The sequence below is a fragment of the Frigidibacter oleivorans genome (assembly GCF_003993775.1).
Lineage (GTDB): Bacteria > Pseudomonadota > Alphaproteobacteria > Rhodobacterales > Rhodobacteraceae > Frigidibacter > Frigidibacter oleivorans.
On record NZ_RJRZ01000018.1, the window covers coordinates 30,974 to 57,598 of the forward strand.

Consider the following 26,625-nt stretch of genomic DNA (forward strand, 5'->3'; position numbering starts at 1 on the left):
ATGACCGCACTCTGGATCGCGCATGTGACTGTCACCGATGCCGAGGCCTATGGCCGCTATGCCGAACTGGCAGGCCCCGCCATCGCGGGGTTCGGCGGTGTCTTCCTCGCCCGCGGCGGGCGGCACGTGCAGCTGGAAGGCAATGACCGCGCCCGCAACGTGGTGGTGCGCTTCCCCTCGGTCGAGGCGGCGGAGGCCTGCTACCGCTCGCCCGACTATCAGGCGGCGCTGGCCCATGCCCGCAACGCCTCGGTCCGCGACCTCGTCATCGTCGAGGAGATCGGCTGAGGCCCGCCGGGGCGGCCCGGGGGCACTGGCCCCCGCCGCCCGGGCGGTTGACTCACCCGAGAACAGTCTCCGGCGGTTGCGTCGGCGCCGCAGTCGCGCCGGCCTGACCGGCACCGGTTGCGCAGCCACGTTCTCCGGTCGACCCGCAGCCGCCCTGTCGCCTCAGCCGATCGTCTGCTGCACCGTCGCGGTCAGTTCCGCCAGCGAGAACGGCTTTTGCAGGAAGACGGCGTCCGGCACCCGGGCCTGACTGCTTTGCACCGCGTCCTCGGCATAGCCCGACATGAACACCACCCGCACCCCCGGCCGCGCGGCCAGCGCCTCGCGCACCCAGCCGGGGCCGTCGATGCCGGGCATCACCACGTCGGAGATGAACAGGTCCACCGACAGGGCGGGGTCCGCCAGCAGCTTCAGCGCCGCCTCGCCGCTGTCGGCCTCGACGACGGCATAGCCGCACAGCTGCAGCGCCCGGCTGGCGAAGGCGCGCACCGGCGCCTCGTCCTCGACCAGCAGCACGGTGCCGGTGCCGCCGGCCTGCGGGGCGCGGCGGGCGGGTGCTGCGGCGCGGCCGGCCAGCGCGGCGGCGTCGAGTGCCGGAAACCACAGGGTGAAGGTCGTCCCCGCGCCCTCGACACTGTCGACGAAGATGAAGCCCCCCGTCTGCTTGACGATGCCATAGGCGGTGGACAGGCCCAGCCCGGTGCCCTCGCCCGCGCGCTTGGTGGTGAAGAACGGCTCGAAGATCTTCTGCAGGCGGTCGGCGGGGATGCCCACGCCCTCGTCCGACACCGTCACCACGACATGGTCGCCGGGGGGAACCACGGCGCGGTCGCGGCGGAAGGGTTCGGGCAGGTGGCGGTTGACGGTGGCGATGCGGATCGCGCCACCGGCGGGCATGGCGTCGCGCGCATTGACGGCGAGATTGATGAAGACCTGTTCCAGCTGCCGCCGGTCCGCCCGGATCGGCCGCAGGTCGGGGTCGTGGCTCAGCGTCAGCGCGACCTTCTCGCCCAGAAGGCGGTTCAGCAGATGCGTCAGGTCCGACATCGTGTCGCGGAGGTCCAGCACCTCGGGCTGCAGGGTCTGCTTGCGCGAGAAGGCCAGCAGCTGGCGCACGAGGCTGGCCGCGCGATTGGCGTTCTGCTGGACCTGCACGAGGTCCGGATAATCCGGATCGTCGGTGCCGTGACGCAGCAGCATCAGGTCGCAATGGCCCGAGATCGCGGTCAGCAGGTTGTTGAAATCATGCGCGACCCCGCCCGCGAGCTGGCCGATCGCCTGCATCTTCTGGCTCTGCACGAACTGCGCCTCGAGCGTCTTCAGCGCAGTGGCATCGTGCAGCATCGCCAGGAGGCCCGGCCCGTGGTCGTCCTGCAGCCGCGCCAGCGTCACCTGCAGGAACTGCTCGCGGTCCGGGCTGCGCAGGCGCAGCACCTCGGGCCGGCGGTCGGCGCGACCGGCCATCGCGTCGGCCAGCCAGTCGGGCACCGGCCGGCCCAGACCCTCCAGCAGGTCCGACAGCGGCGTGCCGCGTTCGACTGTCCCCAGCAGGCCGCGCGCGGCCCGGTTTGCCGCCAGCACCTCGCCCGTCGCCGCGACCCGCAGCAGCGCCACCGGAATTCCCTCGAAGGCGGCGGGATCGGCGGTGCTGCGCGGGGGCAGGCGCTGCGCGGGCAGCAGGTAGATCTCGCGCCGGCCGCCCGCGCCCTCGATTTCCAGCGGCAGAACCCGCACCCGCCCGGTGACCGTGAGGATGTCGCGTTCGTCCCCCGGGGCCAGCGGCAGGTCGGCGAAGAGCGCGTCGAGCGTCTTCATCCGCTCGCCAGCCAGGCGGCGCAACGCCTCGTTCATGAACAGGATGGTGCCGGAGCGGGTGGCGACCAGCATCGGCAGGCTCGCCCCCTCGCCCCGTGCGGCGCCGCGGTCGCCCAGATCCTCGATCCGCCACAGGAAGCCGCCCTCGCCCAGCCGGTGCACCGACAGCCGCACATGGCCGTGGCGCGTCGCCAGATCCTCGCGCGCGGCCCCCTGGGCCAGCGCCCGGTTCTGCAGCCGCGGCAGGGCGGCGGCGGGGCCGGCCAGCAGGTCCGACAGCGCGCGCGCCAGCGACTGCCCGCCGCAGGGGCCGAACCGGTCCAGCGCGGCGCGGTTCTGATAGCCGACCTCGCCCTCGGCATCGGTGGTCAGCACGGGGGCGTGGTCATGCGCCACGAAGGCCGCGATCTGGCTGCGCAGCCGCCGTTCGGTCGCCTGATGGGCCTGCGCCAGCAGCCGCAGCACCACCGCCACCGCGACGAGGGTCAGGCCCGCCGTCACCAGCGGCAGGGTCATCCGCGCCGGCAGCACGAGGGCCGCCAGCGCCAGAAGCCCGCCGCAGGCGATCAGCCACATCCCGCCGGGCGACAGCGCCAGCGCGGTGCGGGTCAGCGGATGCGGCGTCAGCGCCCGGTCTGGCAAGCGCTCCTCCTCGGCTCGGGTCCGGATTCGGGTCCGGGCCATTGCGCGCGGAAACCGTTAACCGGCATTTAACGGCAATCGTCGCAGCCGAAGGCCGCAAATTTCGGGCGATATTGCGGCGTCACGCCGCGGGCGCGCGCAGCACCGAGCCGTGGAACCCGTCCCCCCCGTCCAGCGGGGTAAAGTCGCGCTGCGCCACGAGCTGCCAGCCGGGCTGGCGGTCAGCTTGGCGGTCGAGGAAAGCCGCCACCTGCGCCCCGTTCTCGGCCGACAGCATCGAACAGGTGGCATAGGCGAGGTGCCCCCCCGGCCGCACCAGCGGCGCCGCACTGTCGAGGATCCGCGCCTGCAGCGCCAGCAGCTCTGCCAGCCGGTGCCGGTCGAGCAGCCATTTGCCTTCGGGCGCGCGGCGCCAGCTGCCCGAACCCGAGCACGGCACGTCCAGCAGCACCAGATCGAACGGGCCCCGCGCCGGCAGGTCGGCGCCGGCGAGGATCGTCACGCGCTGGCCCGCCCGCGCGGCCCGCGCCGGCAGGTCGGCCATCCGCTGCGGCGCCGCGTCATGGGCGCAAAGGTCCAGCCGCGCCCGCGCCGCCATCGCCAGGGTCTTGCCGCCGCCCCCGGCGCAGTAGTCGAGCACGCGCTGGCCGTCGGCGAGGGGCAGCATCTCGACCACGGCCTGGCTGGCGGCGTCCTGCAGCTCGACCAGGCCTTCGGCATAGGCCGCGGTCCGGCGCAGCCGCGCGGCCCCCTCCGTCACCCGCAGCGCGCTGCCGGCCAGCGGATGCGGCTCCGACGCCACGCCCTCGGCGGCCAGCCGCGCCTGCGCCGCGTCGCGGCCGATGCGGGCGAGGTTCACCCGCAGGAACACCGGCGCCCGGTGCCGCAGAAGCTCCATCACCGGGGCGAACCCGGCGCCGAGGCTCTGGCGCAGGGGTGCCGCCAGCCAGTCGGGGCAGTCGAGCGCCTCGGTGTCCGTCATCTCGTCCGGGCGCAGTTCGTCCGGGGTCAGCGGCGGCGGCGCATGGCCCTCGCCGGTGAAGACGGTGGCGGGATCGGTCCCGGCGGCCCGCAGCGCGCCGATCATCAGCGCCCGGCCGGTAGGCCGCCCGGCCCGGCCGCCGAGCGCGGCAAAGCTGCGTCGGCAGCGCAGGGCGTCGAAGACATGATCGCGGATCGCCGCCCGGTCCCCCGACCCGGCGAAGCGGTGGCCCCGCGCCCAGCCGGTCAGCGCCTGTTCGGCCGGGGTGCCGGACAGGTGGCGGTCGAGGATCTCGATGGCGGCGGCGATGCGGGCGGCGGGGGTCATGGCGCCCCTCTACCCCCGCGCGCCCCCCGGGGTCGAGCGGAATCGGGCGCGCCTTACAGCAGCGGCCGGGGCTGCGTGCCCTCGACCTCGACCGCGGCAAGTTCTGCCAGCATCTCGCGCGCGGGCAGCGCCAGCCGGCGTCCCTGCCAGATCGCCAGCCGTTCGGCACGCATCCGGGCCAGCGTCTTGTTCGTATGGACCAGCGACAACCCCATGGCGTCGGCAAGGTCCTGCTGGCGCCACGGCATCGGAACCCAGCCATCGACGGAGAGGTCGAGTTGCGTCAACCGGTCGTGCAGCCGCACCAGCGCCCAGGCGATGCGCTGCACCGCATCCCGCTGGCCCAGCGTCGCCACCGTTTCGCCCAGAAAGTTCTCCTCGACCGCCGACAGCCATGTCAGCGAATAGGCGCGCTGCGGCTGGCTGGAAAACAGGTCCCACAGCCCCGCGCGGTCGAACACGCACAGCGTGACCTCGGTCGAGGCCTCGACGGAATGCTGCATCTCGCGCATAACCATCGCCTGCAGGCCCACCAGATCGCCCGGCAGCACGAAGGAAATCACCTGCCGCCGCCCGTCCTCCAGCGTCTTCGCCCGCAGCCCCTGCCCGCGCAGCACGGTGTAGAACTGCGGGCTTTGCGCGCCCTGCATCAGGATGGTCCGGCCCGGCTCGATCGTCAGTTCGCCGATCTTGAACCGCTCCATGAAGGCCAGTTCCTGCGGCGTGAAATCCTCGAAGGCGGGGTTCTGCCGCAGGGGGCAGGCGTGGCACGGGGTTGTCATGTGACGTTGCCGGTATCGAAGTTGATATGTCGCAGTTAAATGCACCGGGGGTTGTGCGGTTCCATAATGGGACGCGGAAGGACGGTCCCGCAGATCCTTCGCTGAGCGCAGGAGTATGAGTGTGACTGAACGACCCGGCGACGCCGGATACCTGATCGTCCTGAAACATCTGGTCGTGGCGGCCGATCTGGCCGAGATCATCCGCGACTTCGACGCCGCCGCGCGCGTCGAAACCGCCCGCACCGTCGCCGAGGGACTCGCGCGGCTGGACGGGCTGTCGGGGCTGGCGGTCGCCCTTCTCGGCGACGACCGCGACGCGCCGGCTTGGCCGCAGCTGGTCGCGGCGATCGAGGCGCGCGGCGCGCGGATCGTGCTGATCCCGCGGGACGAGCATGAACGGCCCGAGCCGGGACACGACTTCCTGATCCTCGACCGGCCCTTCACGACGGAAATGGTTCTGGCGCTGCTCGACGGCGCCCGCGGCTGAGGCCGCGGGAGGGGCGTCGGCGCGGGCGGAACGGTCGGGCGGGCCGGGCGTTGTCGCCCCGATGGCCGCGCGCCCCGCGCCCCCGGATGGAGACCCCGATGAGCCTGCGCCAATCGCTGCGAGACGATCCCCGCACGACGCTGTTCGACCAGATCGACGCCACCTCGACCTCGATGCTGGGCATCGAGGGCAGCACCCGCCCGCCGCAGCCGATGACGCATCACCTGACCCGCGAGACGGCGGAACTGTGGTTCCTGACCTCGCGCCAGACCGACCTCGTGCGCGACGTGGGCCTTGGCGCGCGCGGCGTGGTGGTCTTCGTGAACGACGACCATTCCCTGCACGCCGCGCTGACCGGCGCCATCGTGCAAAGCGCCGATGCCGGCCATATCGACGCGATCTGGTCGCCCGCCGCCGCCGCATGGTTCCCCGGCGGGCGCGACGATCTCGACCTGATCGCGCTGCGCCTGACCCTGCAGGACGCGCAGGTCTGGGTCTCGTCCCGCAGCAGCCTGCGCACGGGGATGGAGCTTCTGCGCTCGGCGCTGGACAGCGCCCACGAACCGGACCTGTCGACGCATATGCTGCTGGAATTCAACGGATAGGGGGTGGGGGCGCCGCTAACGCAGGCGTGACCGGCGCCGGGGCGGGTTCGGCTTGACCTGCGTCGCCGGGAACATAAGAAGAACACATGACCCGTCGCACCCTGACCGAGAAACTGGCGATCCTCGCCGATGCCGCGAAATACGACGCCTCCTGCGCCTCGTCCGGCGGGCAGCGGCGCGACAGCCGCGACGGCAAGGGGCTGGGATCCTCCGGCGGCACCGGCATCTGCCACGCCTATGCGCCGGACGGGCGCTGCATCAGCCTGCTGAAGATCCTGCTGACCAATGTCTGCATCTACGACTGCGCCTATTGCATCAACCGCGTGTCCTCGGGCGTGGAACGTGCGCGCTTCACGGTGGACGAGGTGGTGCGGCTGACGGTCGAATTCTACCGCCGCAACTATATCGAGGGGCTGTTCCTGTCTTCGGGCATCGTCCGGTCGCCGGACGACACCATGTCGGAAATGGTCCGCATCGCCCGCACCCTGCGCGAGCGCGAGAATTTCCGCGGCTATATCCATCTGAAAACCATTCCCGATGCCGCGCCCGAACTGATCGAGGAGGCGGGGCTCTTGGCCGACCGGCTGTCGATCAATGTCGAGTTGCCGACCGACAGCGGCCTCGCCCGGCTTGCCCCCGAGAAAAGCCCCCGCACCATCCGCAAGGCGATGGCCGACGTCCGCCTGCGCCGGGAGGAAAGCCGCGAGCCCAGCCATACCGGCCGCCGCCCCGCCCGTTTCGCCCCTGCCGGGCAAAGCACGCAGATGATCGTCGGCGCCGATGCGGCCAGCGACGCGACCATCCTCGGCCAGTCGGCCACGCTCTATTCCGGCTACGGGCTGAGCCGGGTCTACTATTCCGCCTTCTCGCCGATCCCCGATGCCTCGCGGCTGCTGCCGCCGGAACGGCCGCCGCTGCTGCGCGAACACCGGCTGTACCAGGCGGACTGGCTGATGCGGTTCTACGGGTTCGACGCGGCCGAGATCGCGCCCGAAGGGGGCATGCTGGACCTCGCGCTCGACCCCAAGACGGCCTGGGCGCTGGCGCATCGCGCGGCCTTTCCCGTCGATCCGAACCGCGCCCCGCGCGAGGTGCTGCTGCGCGTCCCCGGCTTCGGCACCCGCACGGTCGATCGCATCCTCGCCGCCCGCCGCCACCGCAGCCTGCGGTTCGAGGATCTGGCGGCGATGGGGGCGGTGATGCGCCGCGCCCGCGCCTTCGTCACCCTGCCGGGCTGGAGCCCGCGCGGATTGCTGGAGGGCGAGGCGCTGAAGGCCCGGCTGATGCCCGCGCCGCAGCAGCTGAGCCTGTTCTGAGATGCGCGAGATCGTCCTGCCCCGGGTCGGGTCGGTGGCGGAATGGCGGCGTCAGGTGCGCGGGTTGCTGGCGGCGGGCGTGCCCCCCGACCGGGTGATCTGGCGGATGGGGCAGGCCGCGCCGGACCTTTTCGCCGAGGCCGCGCCCCCGGACCTTGCAACCCCTGACGCCGGAAGCGCGCCCCCCGCGCCGCTGCGGCTGGGGCGCGAGGCGGTGGCGGTGCTCGAATCCGCCATGCACCATTCCGACCCGGACCGCTTCGCGCTCGGGCACGCGCTGGTGGCGCGGCTTGCGGCGGGGAGGCTGGTCTGGGGCGACCGCAGCGACCCGCCGATGCGCCGGCTTCTGGCGATGGACAAGGCGGTGCGCCGCGACGTGCACAAGATGCATGCCTTCGTCCGCTTTCGCGAACTGCCCGCCGATGGCCCCCGCCGCCGCTTCGCCGCCTGGTTCGAGCCGTCGCAGAACAGCCTCGAACCCGCCGCCCCCTTCTTCGCCCGCCGCTTCGGCGACATGGACTGGGTGATCGCCACGCCCGGCCTGACGGCGCGCTGCGTCGGGGGCACGCTCGACATCGGCGAGACGCAGGCGCCACCGCCGCGCGGGATCGCCGCCGATCCGGGCGGGCGCGCCCCCCTGCCCGACCGGCCGCCCGCACCGGATGCCGCCGAAGACCTGTGGCGCACCTATTATGCCAGCATCTTCAACCCTGCCCGGCCGATGCCCAGGGCGATGCAGGCCGAGATGCCGAAGAAATACTGGAAGAACCTGCCCGAAGCCGCGCTGATCCCCGGCCTGTTGCGGCAGGCCGAGGACCGGTCCCGCGCGATGCGCAAGGCGCAGCCCCGCGACCCCAGCCCGCGGATCGAGGCCGCCATGCGCAACCGCCGCCTGCCCGAGCGCGACCTGCCCCCGGACGGCGCGGCGCCCGACCTCGACACGCTGGCCCGGCAGATCCGCACCTGCACCCGCTGCGCGCTGCATTGCCACGCCACCCAGGCCGTCTGCGGCGAGGGCCCGCATGACGCCGAGATGTTGATCGTCGGCGAGCAGCCGGGCGATCAGGAAGACCTGCAGGGCCGGCCCTTCGTCGGCCCGGCGGGGCAGTTGTTCGACCGGATCGCCGGCGAGGCGGGGCTGGACCGGCGCCGGGTCTGGGTCACGAATGCGGTCAAGCATTTCAAGTTCACCCCGCGCGGCAAGCGGCGCATCCACCAGCGCCCCGACGCGGGCGAGGTGCAGGCCTGCAACTGGTGGCTGATGCAGGAGGTCCGCCTGATCCGGCCCCGGCTGATCGTGGCGATGGGGGCCACGGCGGCGCAGGCGCTGACCGGCGACGGGCGCGGCATCCTGAAGCGGCGCGGCGGACTGGAACGGCCAGACGGAGGGGCGCCGGTGCTGGTGACGCTGCACCCCTCGGCGCTGCTGCGTCAGCCCGACCCGGCGGCGGCCGCGGCGCAGGAGGCGGGCTTTCGCGACGATCTGGCCCGCGCCGCCGGATTTGTGGCCGCCGGCTGAACGCCACTCGCCTTGCGGGCGATCCGCGGGCCGTGCCGCACAGGCGGTCGTGCAGCGGTGCGGGAACTTCGTCTACCGGCAAGACTTTCTTCTGAAGCTGGGGGACGCTATGCCGGTGGTCCGGCTGTCATGAAACTGTTGCCCATGCTCATCCTGCCCATCGTCCTTCAGTCCGCCCTGCTCGCGCTCGAATCCGGCGCGGTCATCGAACATCGCATGGCGATGATGGTGCGCGGCGGGTCCGGCCTGCCGGTCGAGGCGGCGCGGATGGTGGGCGAGAAGATCGCCATCGCCGCGCATGTCTGGCAGAAGGGCGCGATGGCCATGTCGATGGGCGTGCTGCCCGAGGTGGTGATGCTCGACACGCTCGACACCTACCGCCGCGCGGTCGAGGCGAATACCCGGCGCCTGCGCGGCTGATCGCCGGCCCGCCCGCTCAGCGCCGCTGCAGCGCGCGGCGCAGCGCCGCTTCCAGATCCTCCGACCCGAAGGGCTTTTCCAGCACATCCGCGCGCGGGTCGGCCGCAATCTCTTCGGCGCTGTAGCCGGTGGCCAGAACGACGGGCACCCCCTGTTCCAGCAGTTCGCGCGCAAGGTCCAGCGCGGATTCCCCCCGCGCCAGCGACACGTCCAGCAGCGCGAGGTCGGGCATCCCGTCGCGAAGCGCCTGCTGCGCCGCCGACAGCGTCGCCGTGGTCGTCACCGCGCGGAACCCGAGTTCGCGCAGCACCTCGACCGTTTCCAGCGCGATCACCGGTTCATCCTCGAGATAGAGAAGGCGGGTTTCCGGCGGGTTCCAGGTCATGGCGGTGTCTCAACGGGAATGGGCGACCGTCGGCCGGGAATGGCCGGGGCGGACGGGGCGGACGGGATCTGCGCGGCACCGGGGCATTCGCCCCCGGATGGCAACGGCCGACGCGCGGAAGACAGGCCCGTTTGTCCCATCCTGCGCCCCCGGCCCCGCGCTGGCAAGGCATCCGCGCCCGCCCTGCCCCGGCGGGCGGAAACCCGCCACAGGGCGCAGGTCGCCGCCGGCTCAGGCCGTCGTGTCCGGCGGCACCGCCGCGGCGGCGGGCGGCGGCAGCATCCCCGGGCCGCTCATGATCAGGTGCCGGTGCGGATAGGGAATCTCGATCCCGCGTTCGTCCATCACCTGCTTGACCAGTTCGGTATAGGTGCGGCCGACCCCCCATTGCTGGCCCGGCAGCGTCTTGATCCGCGCCCGCAGCATCACCGCGCTGTCGCCGAGCGCGATCACGCCCTGCATCTCCAGCGGGTCGGTGATGACGGCGTCCATTTCCGGGATGGCGCGCAGGCGGCGGAACGCCTCCAGCAGCGCGGCCTTCGCATCCTCGACATTCTCCTTGTAGGCCACCCCGATCTCGGCCACGTGGAAGGAGAAGTCGCGCGTCATGTTGCTGACGGTCTGCACCGCCGAGAAGGGCACCACATGCGCCGTGCCGTCGAGCGCCCGCAGGTGGACCGAGCGGATGGTGATCTTCTCCACCCCGCCGCTGATCCCCGCGACCATCACCACGTCGCCTTCGTTGATGGCGTTCTCCAGCTGGATGAAGATGCCGGTGATGATGTCCTGCACCGCCGTCTGCGCGCCGAAGCCGATGGCCAGGCCGATGACCCCGGCCCCGGCCAGGAGCGGCGCGATGTCGAGCCCGATCTGGCTGAGTGCGATCATCGTGGCGAGGATCGCCAGGGCCACGGTAAAGGCATTGCGGAACAGCGCCAGCAGCGTCCGCGACCGGGCCGAGACATTGCGCCCCGGCAGCGTGTCGCGCAGCCGGTGGTCGATCCACGAGGCGACGATGGCCCAGACCGTCGCCGCCCCGAAGACCACCAGCAGCGCCGAGGCGACCCGCCACAGCGCCGCCTGCACCTCGGGCCGGTCCAGCCAGTCGCCGATGGGCAGAAGGCTCCACCCCGCCAGCATCAGCAGCACCGCCGTCAGGAACAGCGCCACCGCCATCACCCAGGCGAGGGCGGACACGATGCGGTCCGCGCGCGGCCGCAGCCGCGGCACCAGCAGGATCAGCGGCTCGGGCATCGGCGCCCGCAGCCGCGGCGCCACCCGCAGCAGGCCGAGGCCTGCCAGCATCACCACCAGCGCCCCCAGCGTGTAGAACGTGCCGGTCAGCACGATTTCCTGCACCAGATAGGGGCGGCTGACGGCGATGAACCAGGCGTACAGGACGAAGGCCACCGCGATGGCCGGCCAGCTCTTGCGCCAGATCACCTGTGCGCCGGCGGTGATGGCGGCGCCGGTGCCGCCGCCCGGCAGCACCCGGTCGCCCCGCGCCATGTCCAGCGCCCGGCTGATCCGCCGGATCGCCAGCAGCGCCAGCAGCGCGGCCAGCGTCGCCGTCAGTGTCCGCAGCGACCGGGCGGCGACGAAGCCCGCCCAGATCTGCGACAGCGGCACGACGAACATGTAGCCCTGCGTCAGCGTGCCCGCGACCGCGCGCAGGTTGCGATAGATGATCGTCTGCGCCCCCGGCGCCGCCGGGTTGACCGCGGGTTCGGCATCGGCATCGGGGCTGGCCACCGCCGCCAGCACCGCCCGGATCAGCCCGAACGCCGCGAAGGCGTTCAGGTACAGCGATTGCGCCACCGGCAGGCTGTCGACCAGCTGGCCCGTCTCGGCGACGCGGGCGACCACCAGCCGCGCGATGATCGTCCCCGCCAGCCAGGACAGCAGCACCGCGATCACCCGCATGAGGAAGACGATCCCCGCCCCCCGCGCCTGCGGCACCAGCCCCGCGCCGATCGGCGGGCGCAGCCGCCAGCCCGCCCGCGCCACCAGCTTCGACATCCCCGTATGCAGGAACACCGTCACGAGGATCGTCAGCGCCAGCGCCAGCACGCCCGACAGCGGCAACACGCTGTCCGTAGCCGGATCGACCAGATCGACCATCACCGACCCGAGCCGCCCCAGCTCGCTGCCGGCCCGTTCCAGCACGCCCAGCGTCTCGGTCGCGGCGGTCACCGTCGCCGCCGCCAGCCGCTGCGCCACATTGCCGGGGTCGCTCGCCGCCTCCGTCGCGGCCGGCGCGCCCGCCGCCTTCAGCGCGGCGATCAGCGCGGCGCGGGCGGCCTCGTCCTCCAGCACCGCCAGCAGGGTCTGCATCGCCTCGTCCTGCGCGGCGGCAGAGGGGGCCGTGGCCGCGCCGCCGCGGGTGAGCGCCGTCTGCGCCTGCGCCGCCGCCCCCGGCAGCAGCGTCAGCAGCGCGACCGCGACCAGCGCGACGGCAAGGACGATCCGGCGCGGCACAGGCAGGCGGACCAGCGGGCAAGGGCACATCCGGGGCGATCCTTCAGGGCGGCGGAGGGGGCTGCGGCAGGCCCCGGTCCGGCAGGTGGCGTCGTGTCGCGCGGATCATGCGAAGCCGCGCCGGCGGTTGCAAGCCGGCCGCCCCGCCCGCGGCGGCGACCGGCAAGGTTTGCCCACCCTTCCGCGACGGAACCGCCCGGCCCGCTTGGCGTTTCACCTCCAGATGCCCCGGCATCCCGCCGGGACCCCAGTCAGGAGAAACCGCCATGCTCGGTTGGGCCGTGACTTTCCTCATCATCGCGCTGATCGCCGCCGCGCTCGGCTTCGGCGGCATTGCCGGCGCGTCTGTCGGGATCGCGAAGATCCTGTTCTTCGTCTTCATCGTGCTGTTCGTCGTGGCGATGATCGCCCGCGCCGTACGGGGCCGCCCGCCCGTCTGACGGGGGCCGATCCGACGATTATCCGGCGCCCTGCTCTCCGACGCCTTGCGCCGCCGGACCCCGATGTAGCGTAACGAGTGGCATGGACGGCCCGGCCCCCGCCGGGCCGTCCGGCGTTTCCGGGCGGTCCGAGACCGCCCTCAGGCCAGCGGCCCCGTCTGCCACAGCTGAATGCGCAGCCCGCCATGGGCAATGGCCGGACCCGGGGGCAGAAACGGCAGGTCGGTCGCGCGGGCCAGCCCCGTATCCGAGGTGACGAGCGCCACGCGCCAGCCCCGGAACCGCTGCAGCGCCGACTGGCCGAAGGCACCGTACAGTCCGAACAGCAGCCGGCGGTCGCCGATCCGGGCGCCATAGGGCGGGTTGACGACCAGCAGGCCCGGCGGCTCGCAGGGGGGCTGCATCTCGGCCACCGTCGCGCGCTCGAAGCGGGTGAAGACAGCGACGCCCGCGCGTTCGGCATTGGCCCGGCTCATCGCCACGGCGCCGGTATCGCGGTCGCTGCCGTAGAAGCGCAGGCCCGGATCGCGCGGGACCGCCTGCCCCGCCTTCAGCGCCGCCCAGGTCCCGGCATCGAAGCTCGCCAGCCGCTCGAAAGCGAAGCCCCGCGACCGCCCGGGCAGCAGCCCCGCCGCGATCTCGGCCGCCTCGATCGGGAAGGTGCCGGACCCGCACATCGGGTCATAGACCGGCCCCGTCCCGTCGAAGCCCGCCCCGCGCAGGATCATCGCCGCCAGCGTCTCGCGCATCGGGGCCTTGTTCACCTGCTGCTTGTGGCCGCGCCGGTGCAGCGGCTCGCCCGAGGAGTCGAGGCTGAGCGTCACCAGATCGTCCTCGATCCGGACCTTCAGCGCGACGGCGTCGCCGCTCCCCTCGTCCTCGTCGCCCGCAGCCTGCCCGCGCGGCAGGATCGGCACGCCCAACTCCTCGCGCAGGGCCGTCTCGATCCGCTGTGCCGCCGCCCCGGCATGGTAGATGCGCGAGGCGCGGCAGGTCACCTCCACCCGCACCGGCACGTCGGGGCGCAGCACCCCGGCCCAGGGAAAGCGCCGGGCGCGCTTGTCGAGCTGGGCGAGGTGCAGGGCGCGGAAACTGCCGATCCGGGCCAGCACCCGCACCGCCCCGCGCAGGACGAGGTTCGCGCGCCAGACCTCGGGCCAGCCGCCCCGGACGGTGACGCCGCCCGCGACCGCCGTCGCCTCGGCAAAGCCTGCCGCCCGCGCCTCGTCGCACAGCCACGGCTCCACCCCCGGCGGGGCGACAAGGAAGATCTCGAACGGCGCGCTCTGGTCCATCGCGACCGCATAGCCGCAAACCTTCGGGGCGGCGACCGGATTCGTCACCCGGAAACGCGACAGGGCCCCGCCGCGGCGAGGCCCTGCCCGATGGTCCGGCCTGTGGCGGCCGGGGGCCGGCGGATCAGGCGAGCAGCCCTTCCTCGCCCGTCAGCCCGCCCAGCAGACCGCCGAGCAGACCCTCGTCCCCCGTGAGCCCGCCGAGCAGACCTTCATCCCCGAGAAGGTCGCCGCCCAGCAGACCGCCCACGAGGCCCTCGTCACCCAGCAGGCCGCCGAGGAGATCGCCGCCAAGGAGGTCACCCCCCAGCAGACCGCCGACCAGGCCCTCGTCACCCAGCACGCCATCGAGAAGGCCGCCACCCAGCAGGTCGCCGCCCAGCAGACCGTCCGTCAGCCCGCCCGTCGTGTCGAGAAGCCCGGTCACCAGTTCCCCGACCACGCCCTCGTCGCCCAGCAGGTCGCCCGCGAGGCTACCCACCGGCCCGTCCTGCGCCAGCAGGCCGCCTGCCAGCCCCTCGTCGCCCAGAAGGCCGCCGAGCAGGCCGTCATCGCCCAGCAGACCGCCCAGCACACCGTCCGCCGTGCCGTCGCCGTCATCGCCGATCAGCCCCTGCCCCGTCAGCGCGCCGACAAGACCCTCGGACCCCGTCACCTCGCCCAGCAGGCCGGCGTCGCCGACCAGATCGCCAACCAGACCGTCCGATCCGGTCACCGCACCCAGCAGGCCGTCATTGCCGGTGATCGCGCCCAGCAGGCCGTCATCCGACAGCACCGGGTCGAGGATGCCGTCGGTCGCGTCGGCCGTGCCCTCGCCCAGCAGGGGCACGCCGAGCAGCCCGCCCAGAAGTCCGCCCAGAAGTCCGCCCAGCAGACCGTCCTCGGTCAGCAGCCCGCCGACCAGCCCGTCCGACCCGGTCACCGCCCCCAGCAGGCCGTCATTCCCGGTGATGTCGCCCAGCAGGCCGTCATCGCCGATCACCGGGTCCAGCAGGCCCACGGTATCATCGGCCGGATCGGTGGGGTCGGTGGGGTCCGTCGGATCGGTCGGGTCCGTGGGGTCCGTCGGGTCGGTGGGATCGGTCGGGTCGGTCGGATCGGTGGGGTCCGTGGGATCGGTCGGATCCACCGGGTTGGAGTCGCTGTCGCCGCCGTTGTCGCCCGCGGCCGCGATCAGCGCCAGCCCGCCCAGGCCCGCACCGGCATAGATCAGCCCGTCCTGCGACATGCCCATCATCCCGGCGCCGATGCCCTGGGTGCTGACCGCCGTCAGTTCCTCGAGCCCGTCGACCGCCGCCACGGACCCGTCCGCCAGCAGCAACTCGCTGAAGCCGCCGGTCCCGTCCTCGGCATAGAAGCCGTCCACGACGATCCGGTCGCCATTGACCAGCTTCACCACCAGATCGTCGCCGCTGCGAAGGTAGCCCGCGATATCCGCCGGAAGGGCGTCGATCCGCACCTGAGCCGCGCCATTCGCCGCAATCGTCGAGATAGCCATGTCCGTCCCTTTCCGCATGGAGGGGCATGTCACCAACGGACTTGCAACCCATACATTTATTAACATGTTGCTCTTTAGTATGTATTCACCATACGCAGGCCCGTCATGTCAAGGCGCTCCGGCGCGGCGGCGGTGACCGCAGGGGACTGGCCAGTCTGGAAATCGCTCCGCTCCGGCAATTCCGCCGCCGCGGCCCGGCCCCTAGCATCCGGCGTGACAGCCGGCCCTGCCCCGGTCCACCCTGCCGCCGACGAATCGAGGAGTGCCCCCATGCCTGACTTCCCCGCCGTCCCGGGCGCCTCTGCCGGCACGGGACCCGCGACCGCATCGGGGCCTGCAACCGCCTCCGCACCGGGCGCCGGGCCGGAGCTGCCGCCGGCGCTGCAGCTGCTGGCGACGGCGGTGGCCACCGATCGCCGCCCCACGCTGATCGCCACCGCCGAACGGCGGGTGCTGCTGGCCAACCGTGTGGCGCAACGGCTGGGGCCCGACAGGCTGCTGGCCGACCTCGGCTGGGCCGAGCTGTGCGCGGTGGCGCGGCGGGCGGGCTCGGCCGCGGTTTCGGCCGAGGTGGCGGGACGCGCCGTCGAGGGCGATGTGGTCTTCCTCGGCGCCGGCGGGACCGAGGCCTTCCTGCTGCGGCTGGCGGAAAGCGACCATGCCGCCGCCGGCCTGCGCAACCGGGCCCGCGCCGCGCTGCTGCTGCGCGTGGCCCATGACCTGCGCACCCCGATCCAGTCGCTGGTGGCCGCGGCCGACGCGGTTCTCGCGGCGCAGCCTGACGACCCGGCGACCGGGACGGAGGCCAGCCTGCTGCGCGCGCAGCTGCGCTCCTCGGCCAGCACGGCGCTGGACCAGATCGCCAAGATCCTCGACATCATCCGGCAGGAAGAGCCGAACGCGCCCCCGCCGCCCGACGAGGATTTCGTGCTGGATGACGAGGTGCGCGCCATCGTCACCATGACCGAACCGCTGGCCCGCGCGCAGGGGGGCGACATCCGGCTGGTCGCGGACCCGGCCGCGCCGGTGCGGCTGCACGGGCCGGTGCGCTTCGTCCGCGCCGTGGCGCAGAACATGATCGACAACGCCATCAAGCATGGCGGCGGGCAGATCGACGTGACCGTCACGGCGGGCGAGCCCGGCGACGCGGGCGTGCCGGTGACCATCGAGGTGCGCGACGGGGGCAGCGGCATGCCGGCGGCGGAACGCGACCGGCTGCTCGACACGCTGGCCGGACGGGTGCCGGCGCGTCCCGGATCGGGCGCGGGGCTCGGCATCCTGGCCCATGCGCTGCGCCAGATGCAGGGGCGGCTCGACATCGACGAGGCCGCGCCGGGGACGGGCACGGTCCTGCGCGCGCGCTTCGACCTGCCCGCCGCGCGGGGGCCGGAGGGCGAGGTCGCCGCGGCCGGCGGAATGGCCAGCCTCGCCGGCCTGCGCATCCTGGTGGTCGAGGACAGCGCCGTAAGCCGCGACTGGCTGCAGCACAGCCTGCGCGCGGCCGGCGCGACGGTCGCGGCCGCCGCCAACGGCCATGACGCGCTGGCCCGGATCGCGCTGCCCGGCCCCGGCTTCGACATCGTGCTGCTGGACGTGACCATGCCCCGGATGAGCGGGATCGAGCTGACCCGCCGCCTGCGCAGCCACCTGCCCGCCGCCACCGCGCCGCGGATCGTGGGGCTGACCGCGCATGTCGATCCGCAGGTGCGGGGCTATTGCCTTGCCGCCGGCATGGACCTGGTGCTGGAAAAGCCGATCCGCCCGGCCGACCTGTCGCAGGCGCTGGCCCGGGTCGCGCCGCAGGCACAGGCCCCCGCCCCCACCGCGGCCGCCGGGGAACCGCAGCCGCAGCCCGGCGGCCCCCTGCCCGGCATCGCCGATCTCGATCCCGGCGTGGTGGGCGAGCTGGTGGCGGAGCTGGGCGACCGCGGCGCCCGGCAATTCATGGGCCGCGCGCTCGACGAGGCGCGGGCGGCGCTGCGCGAGCTGCAGGAACAGGGCTTCACGCCCGACACCCGCCGCACCATCCATTCCGCCGTGGGGTCGAGCGGCCTGACCGGGCTGGCGGCGGTCGAGGCGGCGCTGCGCCATGTCCAGGACGAGGGCCGCACCGGCGCGGACCTTGCCGCCGCCCTCTTCCGGCTGCGCGATGTCGTCGAACGGATGAGCGCGCGGCTGGCCGGGACCGGACCCCTGACCGAATGACCGCCACCGCCGCGGCAACCGATGCCGCGGGATGGCACCCGGACAGAACATACCCCCCTTGTCACCGCCAAACTATTCTTTAGTATAGGGCGCATTCTTAAGTCGCACCCGGGCCGCATGTTTCGGGGCGAAGGTATCGCCGCATTGCCGCCACGGAGAGCCCGGGCGGACCGCGCGCAGGAAAAGGCTGGGCCATGAGCGACGACACGACCGGCATTCTGAACGTCCTGATCGCGGACGATCACGCGATGATCCTCGAGATGTTCGAGATGTATCTGGCGAACGTGCCCGACATCGCGCTGACCACGACCACCGATCTGGACGGCGCCCTGAAGAAGATCGAGGAGAACGGCTTCTACGATCTGGTGCTGGTCGATCTGGACATGCCGGGCATGAACGGGCTGACCGGGCTGACCCGGGCGATCCAGGCCAATGGCGGCAAGCCGGTGGCGATCCTGACCGGCGGGCCCTCGCCGCGGATGGTGGACGACATCATGGCGCATGGCGCCTCGGGCGTGGTGGTCAAGACCACCTCGCTGCGCAGCCTCGCCAATGCGATCCGCTTCATGGCCTCGGGCGAACGCTATGTGCCGCTGGAACTGCTGCACGAGAAGAACCGCGCCCATGCCTCGATCGCGGTGCCGCTGTCGGACCGCGAGATGATGGTGCTGGCCCGGCTGGTCGAGGGCATGCCCAACCGCGAGATCGGGGCGGCGCTGAACCTGGCCGAGCCGACGATCAAGATGCATGTGAAGTCGATCTGCAAGAAGCTGGGCGTCAGCAACCGCACCCAGGCGGTGATCGCCTCGCGCGACCTGAAGCTCATCTGAGCCCGGCCATCGGCCGCCGCCGCCGCGCGGCCCGTCCCCGGCGCTCCACCAAAAAAACACCCGGGTCGACGGACCCGGGTGATGCCCATCACGGGCCACAGGCGCCACGCGCCCCCTGAACGCGGTTGCAGCGTCTCCTGCCGTCAGCTGCGGCTGTTCAGGAAGTAGGCGTGGTTCTGAAAGGCGGTCCGGATCCCGGTCTGCAGCTTCGACTGCGTCAGCGGCAGCTTCAGCGTCACGTCGCAGGCCATCATCCGTTCGCAGGTGAGGTCGTCGCCCCGCACCTCGCTGGAGATCAGCACCATCGGCAACTCCGGCGCGGCGCGGCGGACCCGCAGGCAGAAGTCCACCGTGTCGGTGACATCGCCCATATAGTCGGCGTCGACGACGAGAAAGTCGATGCGGGAGGCATTCGCCGCGATCCACTCGGTCGACAGCCCCTCTTCCTCCACGATGGCCAAGCGGGCCTGTTCGCGCTGGACAAGGAAGGACAGTTCGGCGGCCGGGCGCCCGGCCTCGCCGCACATCACGACCATTCCCTTCGGCAGAAGCGCCGCGTCGAGATAGTCGTCGGCCTGCCGGTAGAGGTCCAGCACCGGCAGCACCGGCTCGACCGCGCGGCCACGACGCATGCTGCTCGCCTCGAAGGCGATCGCGTTGCCGGTGGTCTTGGCCTGCAGGAAGCGGAACATGGAACTACTCCGGACGGCTGAAGTCATGAAACTTGTGATTGAAGATACATACCTAGGTATCGTCAGTCAATCCAAAGGATTCGATCTCAGGCGAGGATCGCCCAGCCGATCGCGCCCCAGATCATGGCGCCCGAGGCGACCATCGGCACCAGCCAGCGCCCCACGGCGGGCTTGTGCCGCAGCGCCTCGTTCAGCCGGGCGGACTGCGCCAGATAGCCGGACGACCGCGCACGTTCCTCAACATGATCAAACATTTGCATCTCCATCCCTGCGGCCCTGCCGCGCATCCCCCACGTCTGAAGCCTGCTCCCATCGGTTGAATGCGTCAATCCAAAGTTTTGGCAAAACCATACTTTGGTTTGGCTAACATCTCTAACTTATGGCAATTGCACCGGATTTGGGAATGTCGCCGGAAACCCGCTGGAAAGCGGACCGACCTCAGGTTTTCCAGCCGCGCAACAGTCATCCGGCCGGGCCAGAGAATCAGCCTGAGGGGAACACAATACTTCGGGATGGACGTTGCAGACGTTAGATATTCGTCGTTGTACTTGTGGTGGTTCACCTGACAGGAGCGTCCATGCCCCCGCCCCCCGTCCTTGTCTTCGTCGGCGCGGTATATCCCGGCCAGTTCGGCCTGCTCTGCGACCATTTGCGGCGGACCGGGCAGGCCGAGACCTATTTCCTGACTACGCCCGGCCATCGCGACCGCAACCGCGACCGGGGGCCGCATATCCTGGCGTTCCAGCCGGACGGCAACATCATGGGGGTGCCCGCCTACTATTATTCCGGCAAGGCCGAACGGTCGGCCCGGATCGGGCGCGGCGTGCTCGACGCCGTGACGGCGCTGGAACGCCAGCGCCCCATCGACGCGATCATCGCCCATTCCCTCTGGGGCGCGCCGCAGTTCCTGTATGACGAAACCGATGCCGCCATCGTCAGCTATGTCGAATTCCCCTCCTACCGGGCGCATGGCTGGGACCCGGCCTATCCGCCCGACCGGTCGCAACGGCTGGCCGACCGCAACATGGAGATGCTGCATTTCCATCAGGTGCTGAAAAGCGACCTGACCATCTGCCCCAGTGCCCATGCCAGGTCGATGTTCCCGGCCGAGCTGCAGGGGCGGATCGCGGTGCAGTTCGAGGGTTTCGACATCACCCCGCCCCCGGCCCTGCCCCGCCCGGCGGAGGGGCCGCCGACCATCGGATTTGCCGCCCGCGACCTGTCCAGTGCCAAGGGCTTCGACATCTTCGTGCGGCTGGTGGACCGGCTGCTGGCCGAGGGCGTCACCGCGCGCTTCGTGGCGCTCGGCGATGCCGCCGCCGCCACCTACGGCTATGAGGCGCAATGGGTCGAACGCCATCACGGCGGCAAGGTCGCCACGTTCCGCGACCATCTTCTGCTGCAGCATCCCCGCGCCGCCGCGGCCGTCGAATTTCCGGGCAAGCTGCCCTATGACCAGTTCGCCGAGCGCGTGGCAGGGATCGACCTCTTCCTCTATCCGCTGCGCTTCGGCGTGGCGAACTGGGGGCTGATGGAGATCCTCGCCCGCGGCGGCTGCGTGCTGGCGCCCGACCGGGGCTATGCGGCGGAACTGATCCGCAGCGACGAGAACGGCTTGCTGCTGCCCGATGACGACGACGCCTGGATTGCGGCGATCCGCGCACTGCTGGCGGACCCGGCGCGGCGGGCCCGCTATGGCGCGGCGGCGCGCGATACGGGCCGCAGCTATCACATCGACCGGGTCGCGCCGCGCTACATGCGGCTGTTCCGGCAGGCGATGGCGGCGCGCGACCGCCGGCTCGGCCGGTCGCCCGTCGCGGCGCAGTGATCAGACGCTGTGATCAGACGCGGCGATCGGAAGCGGCGATCAGAACCGGGTGGTGAGGCTCAGGCCGAAGTTCTGTTCCTTGTCGCCCCTCTCGCTGTTCACGGGCTTGGCCACGAACAGCGACACCGGCGCGGGCCCGATATCGAAGGTCAGCGTCAGGCCCACCGAACTGCGCCAGTGCTGGCCGTCGTCGATGGCGCCGCCCAGATCGTCGTCGAGGCCCCAGACCGAGCCCATGTCGACGAAGGCGCCCGCGCGCATCGGGCTGCCGAAGACATCGCCCAGCGGGCGCTGCACCTCGATACTGGCCACGGCATAGCGGTTGCCGCCGAGGAAATCGCCGTCGTCGCGGGGACCGAGGCCCCGGGGCGCGAAACCGCGGAACGCCGCCCCGCCCGGATAGAAGCGGTCGACGGCGCGGGTGTCCTCGTCCCCGGTAGAGGCGACGACCCCGGCATCGAACCCCAGCAGCAGGTCGAACCGGCCGGGCAGCGCCACCCGGCTGTCGGTCGACAGCCGGGTTTCGGCCACCGCATTGTCGGAGCCGAGCCCCCAGAGATACTGGTCGAGGCTGACGGAAAAGCCGCCCCGATCCGCCGTCGGATCGTTCGCCGCACCCTCTGCGGGCGTGCTGCCATAGCGCAGGCCGAAGCGCAGGTAGGGCGCGTCCACCGTGCCCTCCTCGGCCTGCAGCAGCGGGCTCGCATCGTCATCGACGCCATGCATCCGGTCGCGGCGATAGCCCAGCCCGAATTCCAGGCGCAGCGCCTCTCCGGGGGTCCAGGCGAGGTAGGGGCCGAACAGCGTGCGCTCCTGCGCAAAGCCCTGATCGTCATAGTCCGACCGCCGCAACCCCATGTCGAGCCCGAAGTCGAGGTCCGGGCCGAAGGCATCGGCGCGGTAGAGGCTGGTCTCGATCGACTGCGCCTCGGCCGAGAAGTCGAGCGTCACCGCCCCGAAGGTGCCGGGGAACAGGTCGTAGCGTTCGAAATAGAGCGAGGCTGTGGGCCCGTCCTCGGAGTCGTAAAGCAGCCCCGCCTCGATCCGGCCGGGGCGCGTCGGGATCTCGGTCACATCGACCAGCAGGGTGCTGCCCTCGCCGCGGATCGCCACGGCGGAAAACACGCCCGTCGCCATCAGGCAGTCCTCGAGATAGGTCAGGTCGCGCTCCGTCAGGTCGATGCCCGGCTCCAGTCCGCAGGCGAGGCGGATGTCGGCCTCGGGCACGAACCGTTCGCCCCGCACCTCGACCGCGTCATAGACCCGCGCGGCGGCGAGCGGCGGCAGCGCGACGGTGGCCAGACCTGCGACACAGGCGGCCACACCCGCCGCCAGCGGCCCGCGCGGCCGGCTGCCCATAGGCCGCGGAGCGGCCGCGGGATCGGATGCTTCGGGACGGGCCGGGGATCGTGCCATCGCTCTTTTCGCCTCGGGGTTGAAGATCGGTGGGGCCAGAATCACGCCCCCGTGACTCGTAACGATTCCGCGCCCCCCCATCACCCCCTTTTCTGCGCCGGGAATTCAGCGATTGGCCCGGCGGGCGGACCGTTCCGTCCCGGGCAATGATCCCCGCCTCCCGCGGCACATCGTTTCCACAACGGCGCCGCCGGTCCGGCTTCTGCACTTTCCGGTTGCAGCCAAGGCTTTACCGCCCGTCGCGGCAGGCGCTAACTTTAGCGGGGGTGGCCCATACGGCGGGGTGGACCTTCTGCACGGAGGGCAGGATGCGCAAGCTGCTGAACGAGGAACGCGGCGCGATCTCGATCCTGATGGTCATCCTGTTTCCGACCATGCTGCTGGTGGGCGGGCTGGCCACCGACATCACCCTGATGAATGCGCAGAAACGCTATGTGCAGTCGCAGGCCGATCTCGCGGCGCAGAGCGCGGCCTTTCACCTGCCCGATCTCGTCACCGCCCGCGACGTGGCCGCCGAGGTGGTGCTGTCGAACCCCTCCTATGGCGATGTGGCGCTGGCGCGGACGGATGTGCTGTTCGGCCGCTACGACTATGACGGCGGGTTCGTCGCCTCGCCCGATCAGGACGACCCGGCGGGCGTGACGGCGGTGCGCGTGTCCGTTCCCTCGCCCTTCGATCCGCTGCTGCTGGCCCCGCTGCTGGCGGGCGAGGATCTGACGATCCGGCGCAGCGCGGTGGGGCTGCAGCGGCAGACCGTGGTCTTCACCCTGCGCAACCGGCTGCTGGGGCTGGATACGCGGGAATCGATCCTCGACGCCGTCTTCGGCGACATGCTGGGCGTCACGGTGAACGTGCTCGATTACGAGGGTCTGGCCCATGCCCGGGTCTTGGCCGACGACCTGCTGGGGCTGGCGACGCTGGGGCTGGCGGCCGAGGTGCTGACCTTCGACGACGTGCTCGACCTGCCGGTGGCCATCCCCTCGCTGCTCGGCGGGCTGGTGGAACTGGGCGCGCTGCCCGCCGCGGCGGTGACGCCGGCGGTGACCGGCGGCACGGTGACGCTGGACGAGATTCTCGCGCTGTCGCCGGGCCTCGCGCGGCTGACGGTGGGCGACGTGCTGCCCGACGTGTCGGTGAACGTCTTCGACCTGCTGTCGGCGATGGCGGGGCTGGCCTCTGACCCGACGGACCGGGTGGATGTCGATCTGGGGGTCAGCGTACCGCCGCTGGCGGATGTGGAGCTGTCGCTGGGTATCGTCCGGCCGCCGGTCACCGCCATCGCGGTCATCGGCGAGACCCCCCCGGCCGAGGCCGAGGTGACGCAGCTCGACGTGGCGGTGTCGGCCGATATCACACCGCTGATCGGGCTGGACCTGACGCTGGCGGGGGCCGCGGCGCGGGCGCAGGCGCTGACGCTGAACTGCGCGGCCGAGGACGCATCGGACACGCTCGCCACCTTCCGGGTGGAAACCGCGCCCGCCGAGATCGGCCTGTCGGTGCGGCTGCTGAGCCTGATCCGCGGCGACGACATGGACCAGACGGGCGACCCGATCCCGGTGGCGGGCGTGGTCCAGCAGGTGGCGGTGACGCTGGGCCAGGTCGGCCAGGCGATCCCCGCCGACAACCCGATCCTGCTGTCCTCGGTCACCTCGTCGCTCGGCACGCTGCTGGCGGACCTGCGCGAGGATGTCGAGGCGGAACGGCCGAATTGCGGCCCGCTGGGGCTGGGCTGTCTGGTGGGCAGCCTGCTCGGCTCGATCCTCGGCATCGTCAACGGCGTGGTCGGGTCGGTGACGGCGCTGCTGACCGGGCTCGCGCTCGACCCGATCGTGCAGGCGCTGCTGGACCTTCTGGGCGTCGACGTGGCGCAGGCAGAACTGATCCTCGACGACTATGCCTGCGGCGCGACCCTGGTGCAGTGACGCCGTCTTAGGGCGCGATGGCGGTGCTGGACCGGGTGATCCGCCCCAGCGACACGCCGAGGCTGTCGCCGAGCGCCGCCGCCCCGCTGCCGGCGAGGTTGTAGGTCACGCTGACGGTCAGGAACCCGTCCGCGTCGGGCTGGTCGGGGCAAGCCGCCAGCGGATCGACATTCGCGGCGCGCAGCGTCGCGCTGCGGTCCACCAGTGTGGGCAGCACATCGGCCGCAAGCTCTTCGCAGATATCGCCGTCGAAGGACGGGTTGGCCGCATAGCGCAGGCCCGCCCGCGACAGTTCATGCGCCAGTTGCTGCACGTCGCTGGCCGTGGCGATCAGCAGGCTGACGAAGCCGATCAGCAGCAGCAGCGCCAGGACCAGCGGGAAGATGACGACGAATTCCGCCGTGATCGCCCCGTCCTCGGCGCGCCCGAACCCGCGCAGCGAATGAAGGCCCCGACGCATCGCCCTACTCCGACGACAGGCTGCCGGTCTCGAGGCTGGAGGCCAGCGGCTCGGGCGGCGGCGGGGCCGGCAGATAGCGGGTGCCGGTGGGCGCGGGCAGGAAGACATCGCCCGGATAGGCCACCATCGCGGCAAGGTTGCGGGCGTTGGCGCAGCCCTCGGATTTGGTCTCGGTCGGGCAGGTGACGGTCAGGCCGCTGGTCCGCACCGCCCGCATCACCCCGCTGCGCGCGCCGGTGGACAGGTCGCGGAAATCGCTGCCGGCGACATAACGCTTCTGCGCCGGCAGGCGCGACAGCAGGCTGTCGAGCGCGCGCACCCGCTGCGCATCGACCCGGGCGCTGCTGCCCTTCGGCACCGAGACGATCAGCGTGTCGTGACGGTTCAGCGCCAGCGGTTTCAGGAAATGCTCGATCCGCTGCCGTTCGGCCCCGGTGAAGCTGGCGCTGCTGCCCGAGGCGAAGGAATAGGTCAGGCTCGCCTCGGCCGTGCGCGGCGCGAGCCGTTCGACGGTGGGGGTCATGTTCGGCTCCTCGCAGCCGGCGAGGCCGAGAAGGGCGATAAGGGCGAAGGTCAGGGGGCCACGCATCGGATCACCTGTTCAGCAGGAAGCCGCCCTGCCCCCGGACGCGCGACCCGGCGCTCGCCCCCGGACGCAGGAAGTTGCCGGTCGCCGCCTGTTCCAGCCCACTGCGCGCGGGCATCAACCCGTCGACCGGGATGGTCAGCTGCCGCCGGTCGGTGGGCTTGACCACATAGGGCGTGACGATGATGACCAGTTCGGTTTCGCCCCGCGAATAGCGCGACGACCGGAACAGCGCGCCCAGGACCGGCACCTTGCTGAGGCCCGGCATTCCGCTGAAGCCCTGCCGGCTGTCGGCGCGGAACATGCCGGCGATGGCGAAGCTTTGCCCCGACCCGACCTCGATGGTGGTGGCGGCGCTGCGTTCGGACAGGGCGGGCGTGCCTTCGCTGGTGGACCGGCTGCTGTCGATGTCGCGCACGCGGGTCGTCAGCTGCACCTGGATCTGGCTCTGGTCATAGACGGTGGGGGTGAATTCCAGTTCCACGCCGATGGGCTGGAATTCCACCCGCGTGTCGTCCTCGGTCGCGCCGGTCCGATAGGGAATGCGTCCGCCGGCAAGGAAGGTCGCCGTCTCGCCCGACCGCGCGGTCAGGTTCGGTTCCGACAGGATGGTGGCGAGCCCGGTTTCCGCCAGCGCGTCCAGCACGAGGTTCAGGTTGCCGCCATTGCGGTTGATCGCCACCTGAAAGCCGTCGATGCCGGTGCCGCCGGGGGTGAAGGCGTTGTCCCCGCCCGAGGATGTGGCGGTCAGCGCGATGCCCAGATCCTCCTGGATAGTGCGCGACACCTCGGCGATGGTGACCTGCAGGTTGACCTGCGACGGGGTTTCCAGGTCCAGGCGGTTGACGATCACCGCGCCCTCGCCCACCAGCCCCGCCACCACATCCTCGGCGGTCATCGCGTCCTCGGCGCTGCGCACGGTACCGTGCAGGAACAGCGCGCCGTCCACCGTGCTGACGGATACCGCGCCCGCGCTGACGGACCGCTGCGCCGCCGCCGTCAGCCGGTCGGTATCCACCCCCACGTCGATGGTCGCGCGCACCATCGGCTCGTCATCCGCGCCCAGCACGAACAGCGTCGTCTCGCCGATGGACCGGCCGACGACATAGAGATAGCGGGCCGATTGCAGATCCACGTCGGCCACGTTGGGGTTGGACAGGAAGACGGCCGTCGCCGGTTCCTCCAGCCGCAGGAACTTGGCCTCGTTGACGTTCAGCCGCATCTGCGTGTCACCCGCGGTCCAGACCTCCTGCCCTACGGCCTCGCCGCCGCGGGCAACGGGGCCCAGCGTCGCCAGCAGGGTCAGAAGCGGGATGGCCGTGCGGCGCAGATGGCATCTCATCGTGGGTCGAATTCCTGTATCTCGTCTGCCGAAATTCGCGCTGTGGTTGTTTGCCTGCAACCGCT

Annotated in this window: 24 protein-coding genes; 11 read left to right on the top strand and 13 right to left on the bottom strand. The window is 71.7% G+C overall.

The window, feature by feature from the left end:
• Positions 1 to 288: a DUF1330 domain-containing protein gene (locus EEY80_RS17140; protein ID WP_126978622.1), complete on the top strand. Its 288-nt coding sequence runs from the start codon at positions 1 to 3 to the stop codon at positions 286 to 288.
• A 162-nt stretch (positions 289 to 450) separates the two neighbouring features.
• Here the strand turns inward: EEY80_RS17140 and EEY80_RS17145 are convergent, their stop codons facing one another.
• The 3 genes from EEY80_RS17145 to EEY80_RS17155 all read right to left on the bottom strand — a co-directional run bounded on the left by EEY80_RS17145 (position 451) and on the right by EEY80_RS17155 (position 4,836).
• On the bottom strand, positions 451 to 2,679 hold the full coding sequence (locus EEY80_RS17145; protein WP_126978687.1) for a hybrid sensor histidine kinase/response regulator: 2,229 nt from the start codon (positions 2,677 to 2,679) through the stop codon (positions 451 to 453).
• A gap of 187 nt (positions 2,680 to 2,866) precedes the next feature.
• Complete coding sequence (locus EEY80_RS17150; RefSeq protein WP_126978624.1) at positions 2,867 to 4,054, bottom strand: RsmB/NOP family class I SAM-dependent RNA methyltransferase; 1,188 nt, start codon at positions 4,052 to 4,054, stop codon at positions 2,867 to 2,869.
• 53 nt (positions 4,055 to 4,107) lie between these two features.
• Complete coding sequence (locus tag EEY80_RS17155; protein WP_126978626.1) at positions 4,108 to 4,836, bottom strand: Crp/Fnr family transcriptional regulator; 729 nt, start codon at positions 4,834 to 4,836, stop codon at positions 4,108 to 4,110.
• A gap of 121 nt (positions 4,837 to 4,957) precedes the next feature.
• Here EEY80_RS17155 and EEY80_RS17160 point away from each other — a divergent pair, with 121 nt between their 5' ends.
• The 5 genes from EEY80_RS17160 (at position 4,958) to EEY80_RS17180 (ending at position 9,183) form a co-directional block, all read left to right on the top strand.
• Positions 4,958 to 5,323, top strand: a complete 366-nt coding sequence (locus EEY80_RS17160; protein ID WP_126978628.1) for a hypothetical protein — start codon at positions 4,958 to 4,960, stop codon at positions 5,321 to 5,323.
• Between the two features lie 98 nt (positions 5,324 to 5,421).
• Positions 5,422 to 5,928: a pyridoxamine 5'-phosphate oxidase family protein gene (locus tag EEY80_RS17165; protein WP_164738295.1), complete on the top strand. Its 507-nt coding sequence runs from the start codon at positions 5,422 to 5,424 to the stop codon at positions 5,926 to 5,928.
• Positions 5,929 to 6,014: 86 nt separating this feature from the next.
• Positions 6,015 to 7,244: a putative DNA modification/repair radical SAM protein gene (locus tag EEY80_RS17170; RefSeq protein WP_126978632.1), complete on the top strand. Its 1,230-nt coding sequence runs from the start codon at positions 6,015 to 6,017 to the stop codon at positions 7,242 to 7,244.
• A gap of 1 nt (position 7,245) precedes the next feature.
• Positions 7,246 to 8,763 (top strand): UdgX family uracil-DNA binding protein, encoded by a 1,518-nt coding sequence (locus EEY80_RS17175; protein ID WP_126978634.1) that lies wholly within the window; start codon positions 7,246 to 7,248, stop codon positions 8,761 to 8,763.
• Positions 8,764 to 8,892: 129 nt separating this feature from the next.
• Positions 8,893 to 9,183, top strand: coding sequence for a hypothetical protein (locus EEY80_RS17180; RefSeq protein ID WP_126978636.1), 291 nt, complete (start codon positions 8,893 to 8,895; stop codon positions 9,181 to 9,183).
• A 16-nt stretch (positions 9,184 to 9,199) separates the two neighbouring features.
• Here the strand turns inward: EEY80_RS17180 and EEY80_RS17185 are convergent, their stop codons facing one another.
• Positions 9,200 to 9,568 (bottom strand): response regulator, encoded by a 369-nt coding sequence (locus tag EEY80_RS17185; protein ID WP_126978638.1) that lies wholly within the window; start codon positions 9,566 to 9,568, stop codon positions 9,200 to 9,202.
• Between the two features lie 231 nt (positions 9,569 to 9,799).
• The gene (locus EEY80_RS17190; RefSeq protein WP_126978640.1) at positions 9,800 to 12,076 is read right to left on the bottom strand and encodes a mechanosensitive ion channel domain-containing protein; all 2,277 of its coding nucleotides are present in this window, start codon (positions 12,074 to 12,076) and stop codon (positions 9,800 to 9,802) included.
• 236 nt (positions 12,077 to 12,312) lie between these two features.
• Here EEY80_RS17190 and EEY80_RS17195 point away from each other — a divergent pair, with 236 nt between their 5' ends.
• A complete protein-coding gene (locus EEY80_RS17195) occupies positions 12,313 to 12,486 on the top strand; it encodes a DUF1328 family protein (RefSeq protein WP_126978643.1) in 174 nt (57 codons plus the stop codon).
• A gap of 140 nt (positions 12,487 to 12,626) precedes the next feature.
• Here the strand turns inward: EEY80_RS17195 and EEY80_RS17200 are convergent, their stop codons facing one another.
• Both EEY80_RS17200 and EEY80_RS17205 read right to left on the bottom strand, forming a co-directional pair.
• Entirely contained in the window at positions 12,627 to 13,781 is a 1,155-nt protein-coding gene (locus EEY80_RS17200) for a THUMP domain-containing class I SAM-dependent RNA methyltransferase (RefSeq protein ID WP_126978645.1), read from the bottom strand.
• A 124-nt stretch (positions 13,782 to 13,905) separates the two neighbouring features.
• Entirely contained in the window at positions 13,906 to 15,279 is a 1,374-nt protein-coding gene (locus EEY80_RS17205; RefSeq protein WP_205749148.1) for a BapA prefix-like domain-containing protein, read from the bottom strand.
• A gap of 270 nt (positions 15,280 to 15,549) precedes the next feature.
• Here EEY80_RS17205 and EEY80_RS17210 point away from each other — a divergent pair, with 270 nt between their 5' ends.
• Positions 15,550 to 17,484 carry a hybrid sensor histidine kinase/response regulator gene (locus tag EEY80_RS17210; protein WP_164738296.1) on the top strand — a complete coding sequence of 645 codons (1,935 nt, stop codon included), beginning with the start codon at positions 15,550 to 15,552 and terminating at the stop codon, positions 17,482 to 17,484.
• 194 nt (positions 17,485 to 17,678) lie between these two features.
• Complete coding sequence (locus EEY80_RS17215) at positions 17,679 to 18,314, top strand: response regulator transcription factor (RefSeq protein ID WP_126978649.1); 636 nt, start codon at positions 17,679 to 17,681, stop codon at positions 18,312 to 18,314.
• Between the two features lie 143 nt (positions 18,315 to 18,457).
• Here the strand turns inward: EEY80_RS17215 and EEY80_RS17220 are convergent, their stop codons facing one another.
• Positions 18,458 to 19,006, bottom strand: coding sequence for a hypothetical protein (locus EEY80_RS17220; RefSeq protein WP_126978651.1), 549 nt, complete (start codon positions 19,004 to 19,006; stop codon positions 18,458 to 18,460).
• A gap of 86 nt (positions 19,007 to 19,092) precedes the next feature.
• Positions 19,093 to 19,260 carry a hypothetical protein gene (locus tag EEY80_RS20185; protein ID WP_164738297.1) on the bottom strand — a complete coding sequence of 56 codons (168 nt, stop codon included), beginning with the start codon at positions 19,258 to 19,260 and terminating at the stop codon, positions 19,093 to 19,095.
• A gap of 323 nt (positions 19,261 to 19,583) precedes the next feature.
• Between EEY80_RS20185 and EEY80_RS17225 the strand changes: the two genes are divergently transcribed.
• Complete coding sequence (locus EEY80_RS17225; RefSeq protein WP_126978653.1) at positions 19,584 to 20,834, top strand: glycosyltransferase; 1,251 nt, start codon at positions 19,584 to 19,586, stop codon at positions 20,832 to 20,834.
• 39 nt (positions 20,835 to 20,873) lie between these two features.
• Here the strand turns inward: EEY80_RS17225 and EEY80_RS17230 are convergent, their stop codons facing one another.
• Positions 20,874 to 22,250, bottom strand: coding sequence for a BamA/TamA family outer membrane protein (locus EEY80_RS17230; RefSeq protein ID WP_164738298.1), 1,377 nt, complete (start codon positions 22,248 to 22,250; stop codon positions 20,874 to 20,876).
• A gap of 308 nt (positions 22,251 to 22,558) precedes the next feature.
• Here EEY80_RS17230 and EEY80_RS17235 point away from each other — a divergent pair, with 308 nt between their 5' ends.
• Entirely contained in the window at positions 22,559 to 24,172 is a 1,614-nt protein-coding gene (locus tag EEY80_RS17235) for a pilus assembly protein TadG-related protein (RefSeq protein WP_164738299.1), read from the top strand.
• 7 nt (positions 24,173 to 24,179) lie between these two features.
• Here the strand turns inward: EEY80_RS17235 and EEY80_RS17240 are convergent, their stop codons facing one another.
• The 3 genes from EEY80_RS17240 to EEY80_RS17250 are packed head-to-tail and all read right to left on the bottom strand — an operon-like array spanning position 24,180 to position 26,560.
• Positions 24,180 to 24,632, bottom strand: coding sequence for a TadE/TadG family type IV pilus assembly protein (locus tag EEY80_RS17240; RefSeq protein WP_126978659.1), 453 nt, complete (start codon positions 24,630 to 24,632; stop codon positions 24,180 to 24,182).
• A gap of 4 nt (positions 24,633 to 24,636) precedes the next feature.
• Positions 24,637 to 25,221 carry a CpaD family pilus assembly lipoprotein gene (locus tag EEY80_RS17245; RefSeq protein ID WP_126978661.1) on the bottom strand — a complete coding sequence of 195 codons (585 nt, stop codon included), beginning with the start codon at positions 25,219 to 25,221 and terminating at the stop codon, positions 24,637 to 24,639.
• Positions 25,222 to 25,225: 4 nt separating this feature from the next.
• Entirely contained in the window at positions 25,226 to 26,560 is a 1,335-nt protein-coding gene (locus EEY80_RS17250) for a type II and III secretion system protein family protein (protein WP_164738300.1), read from the bottom strand.
• Positions 26,561 to 26,625: the final 65 nt, after the last annotated feature.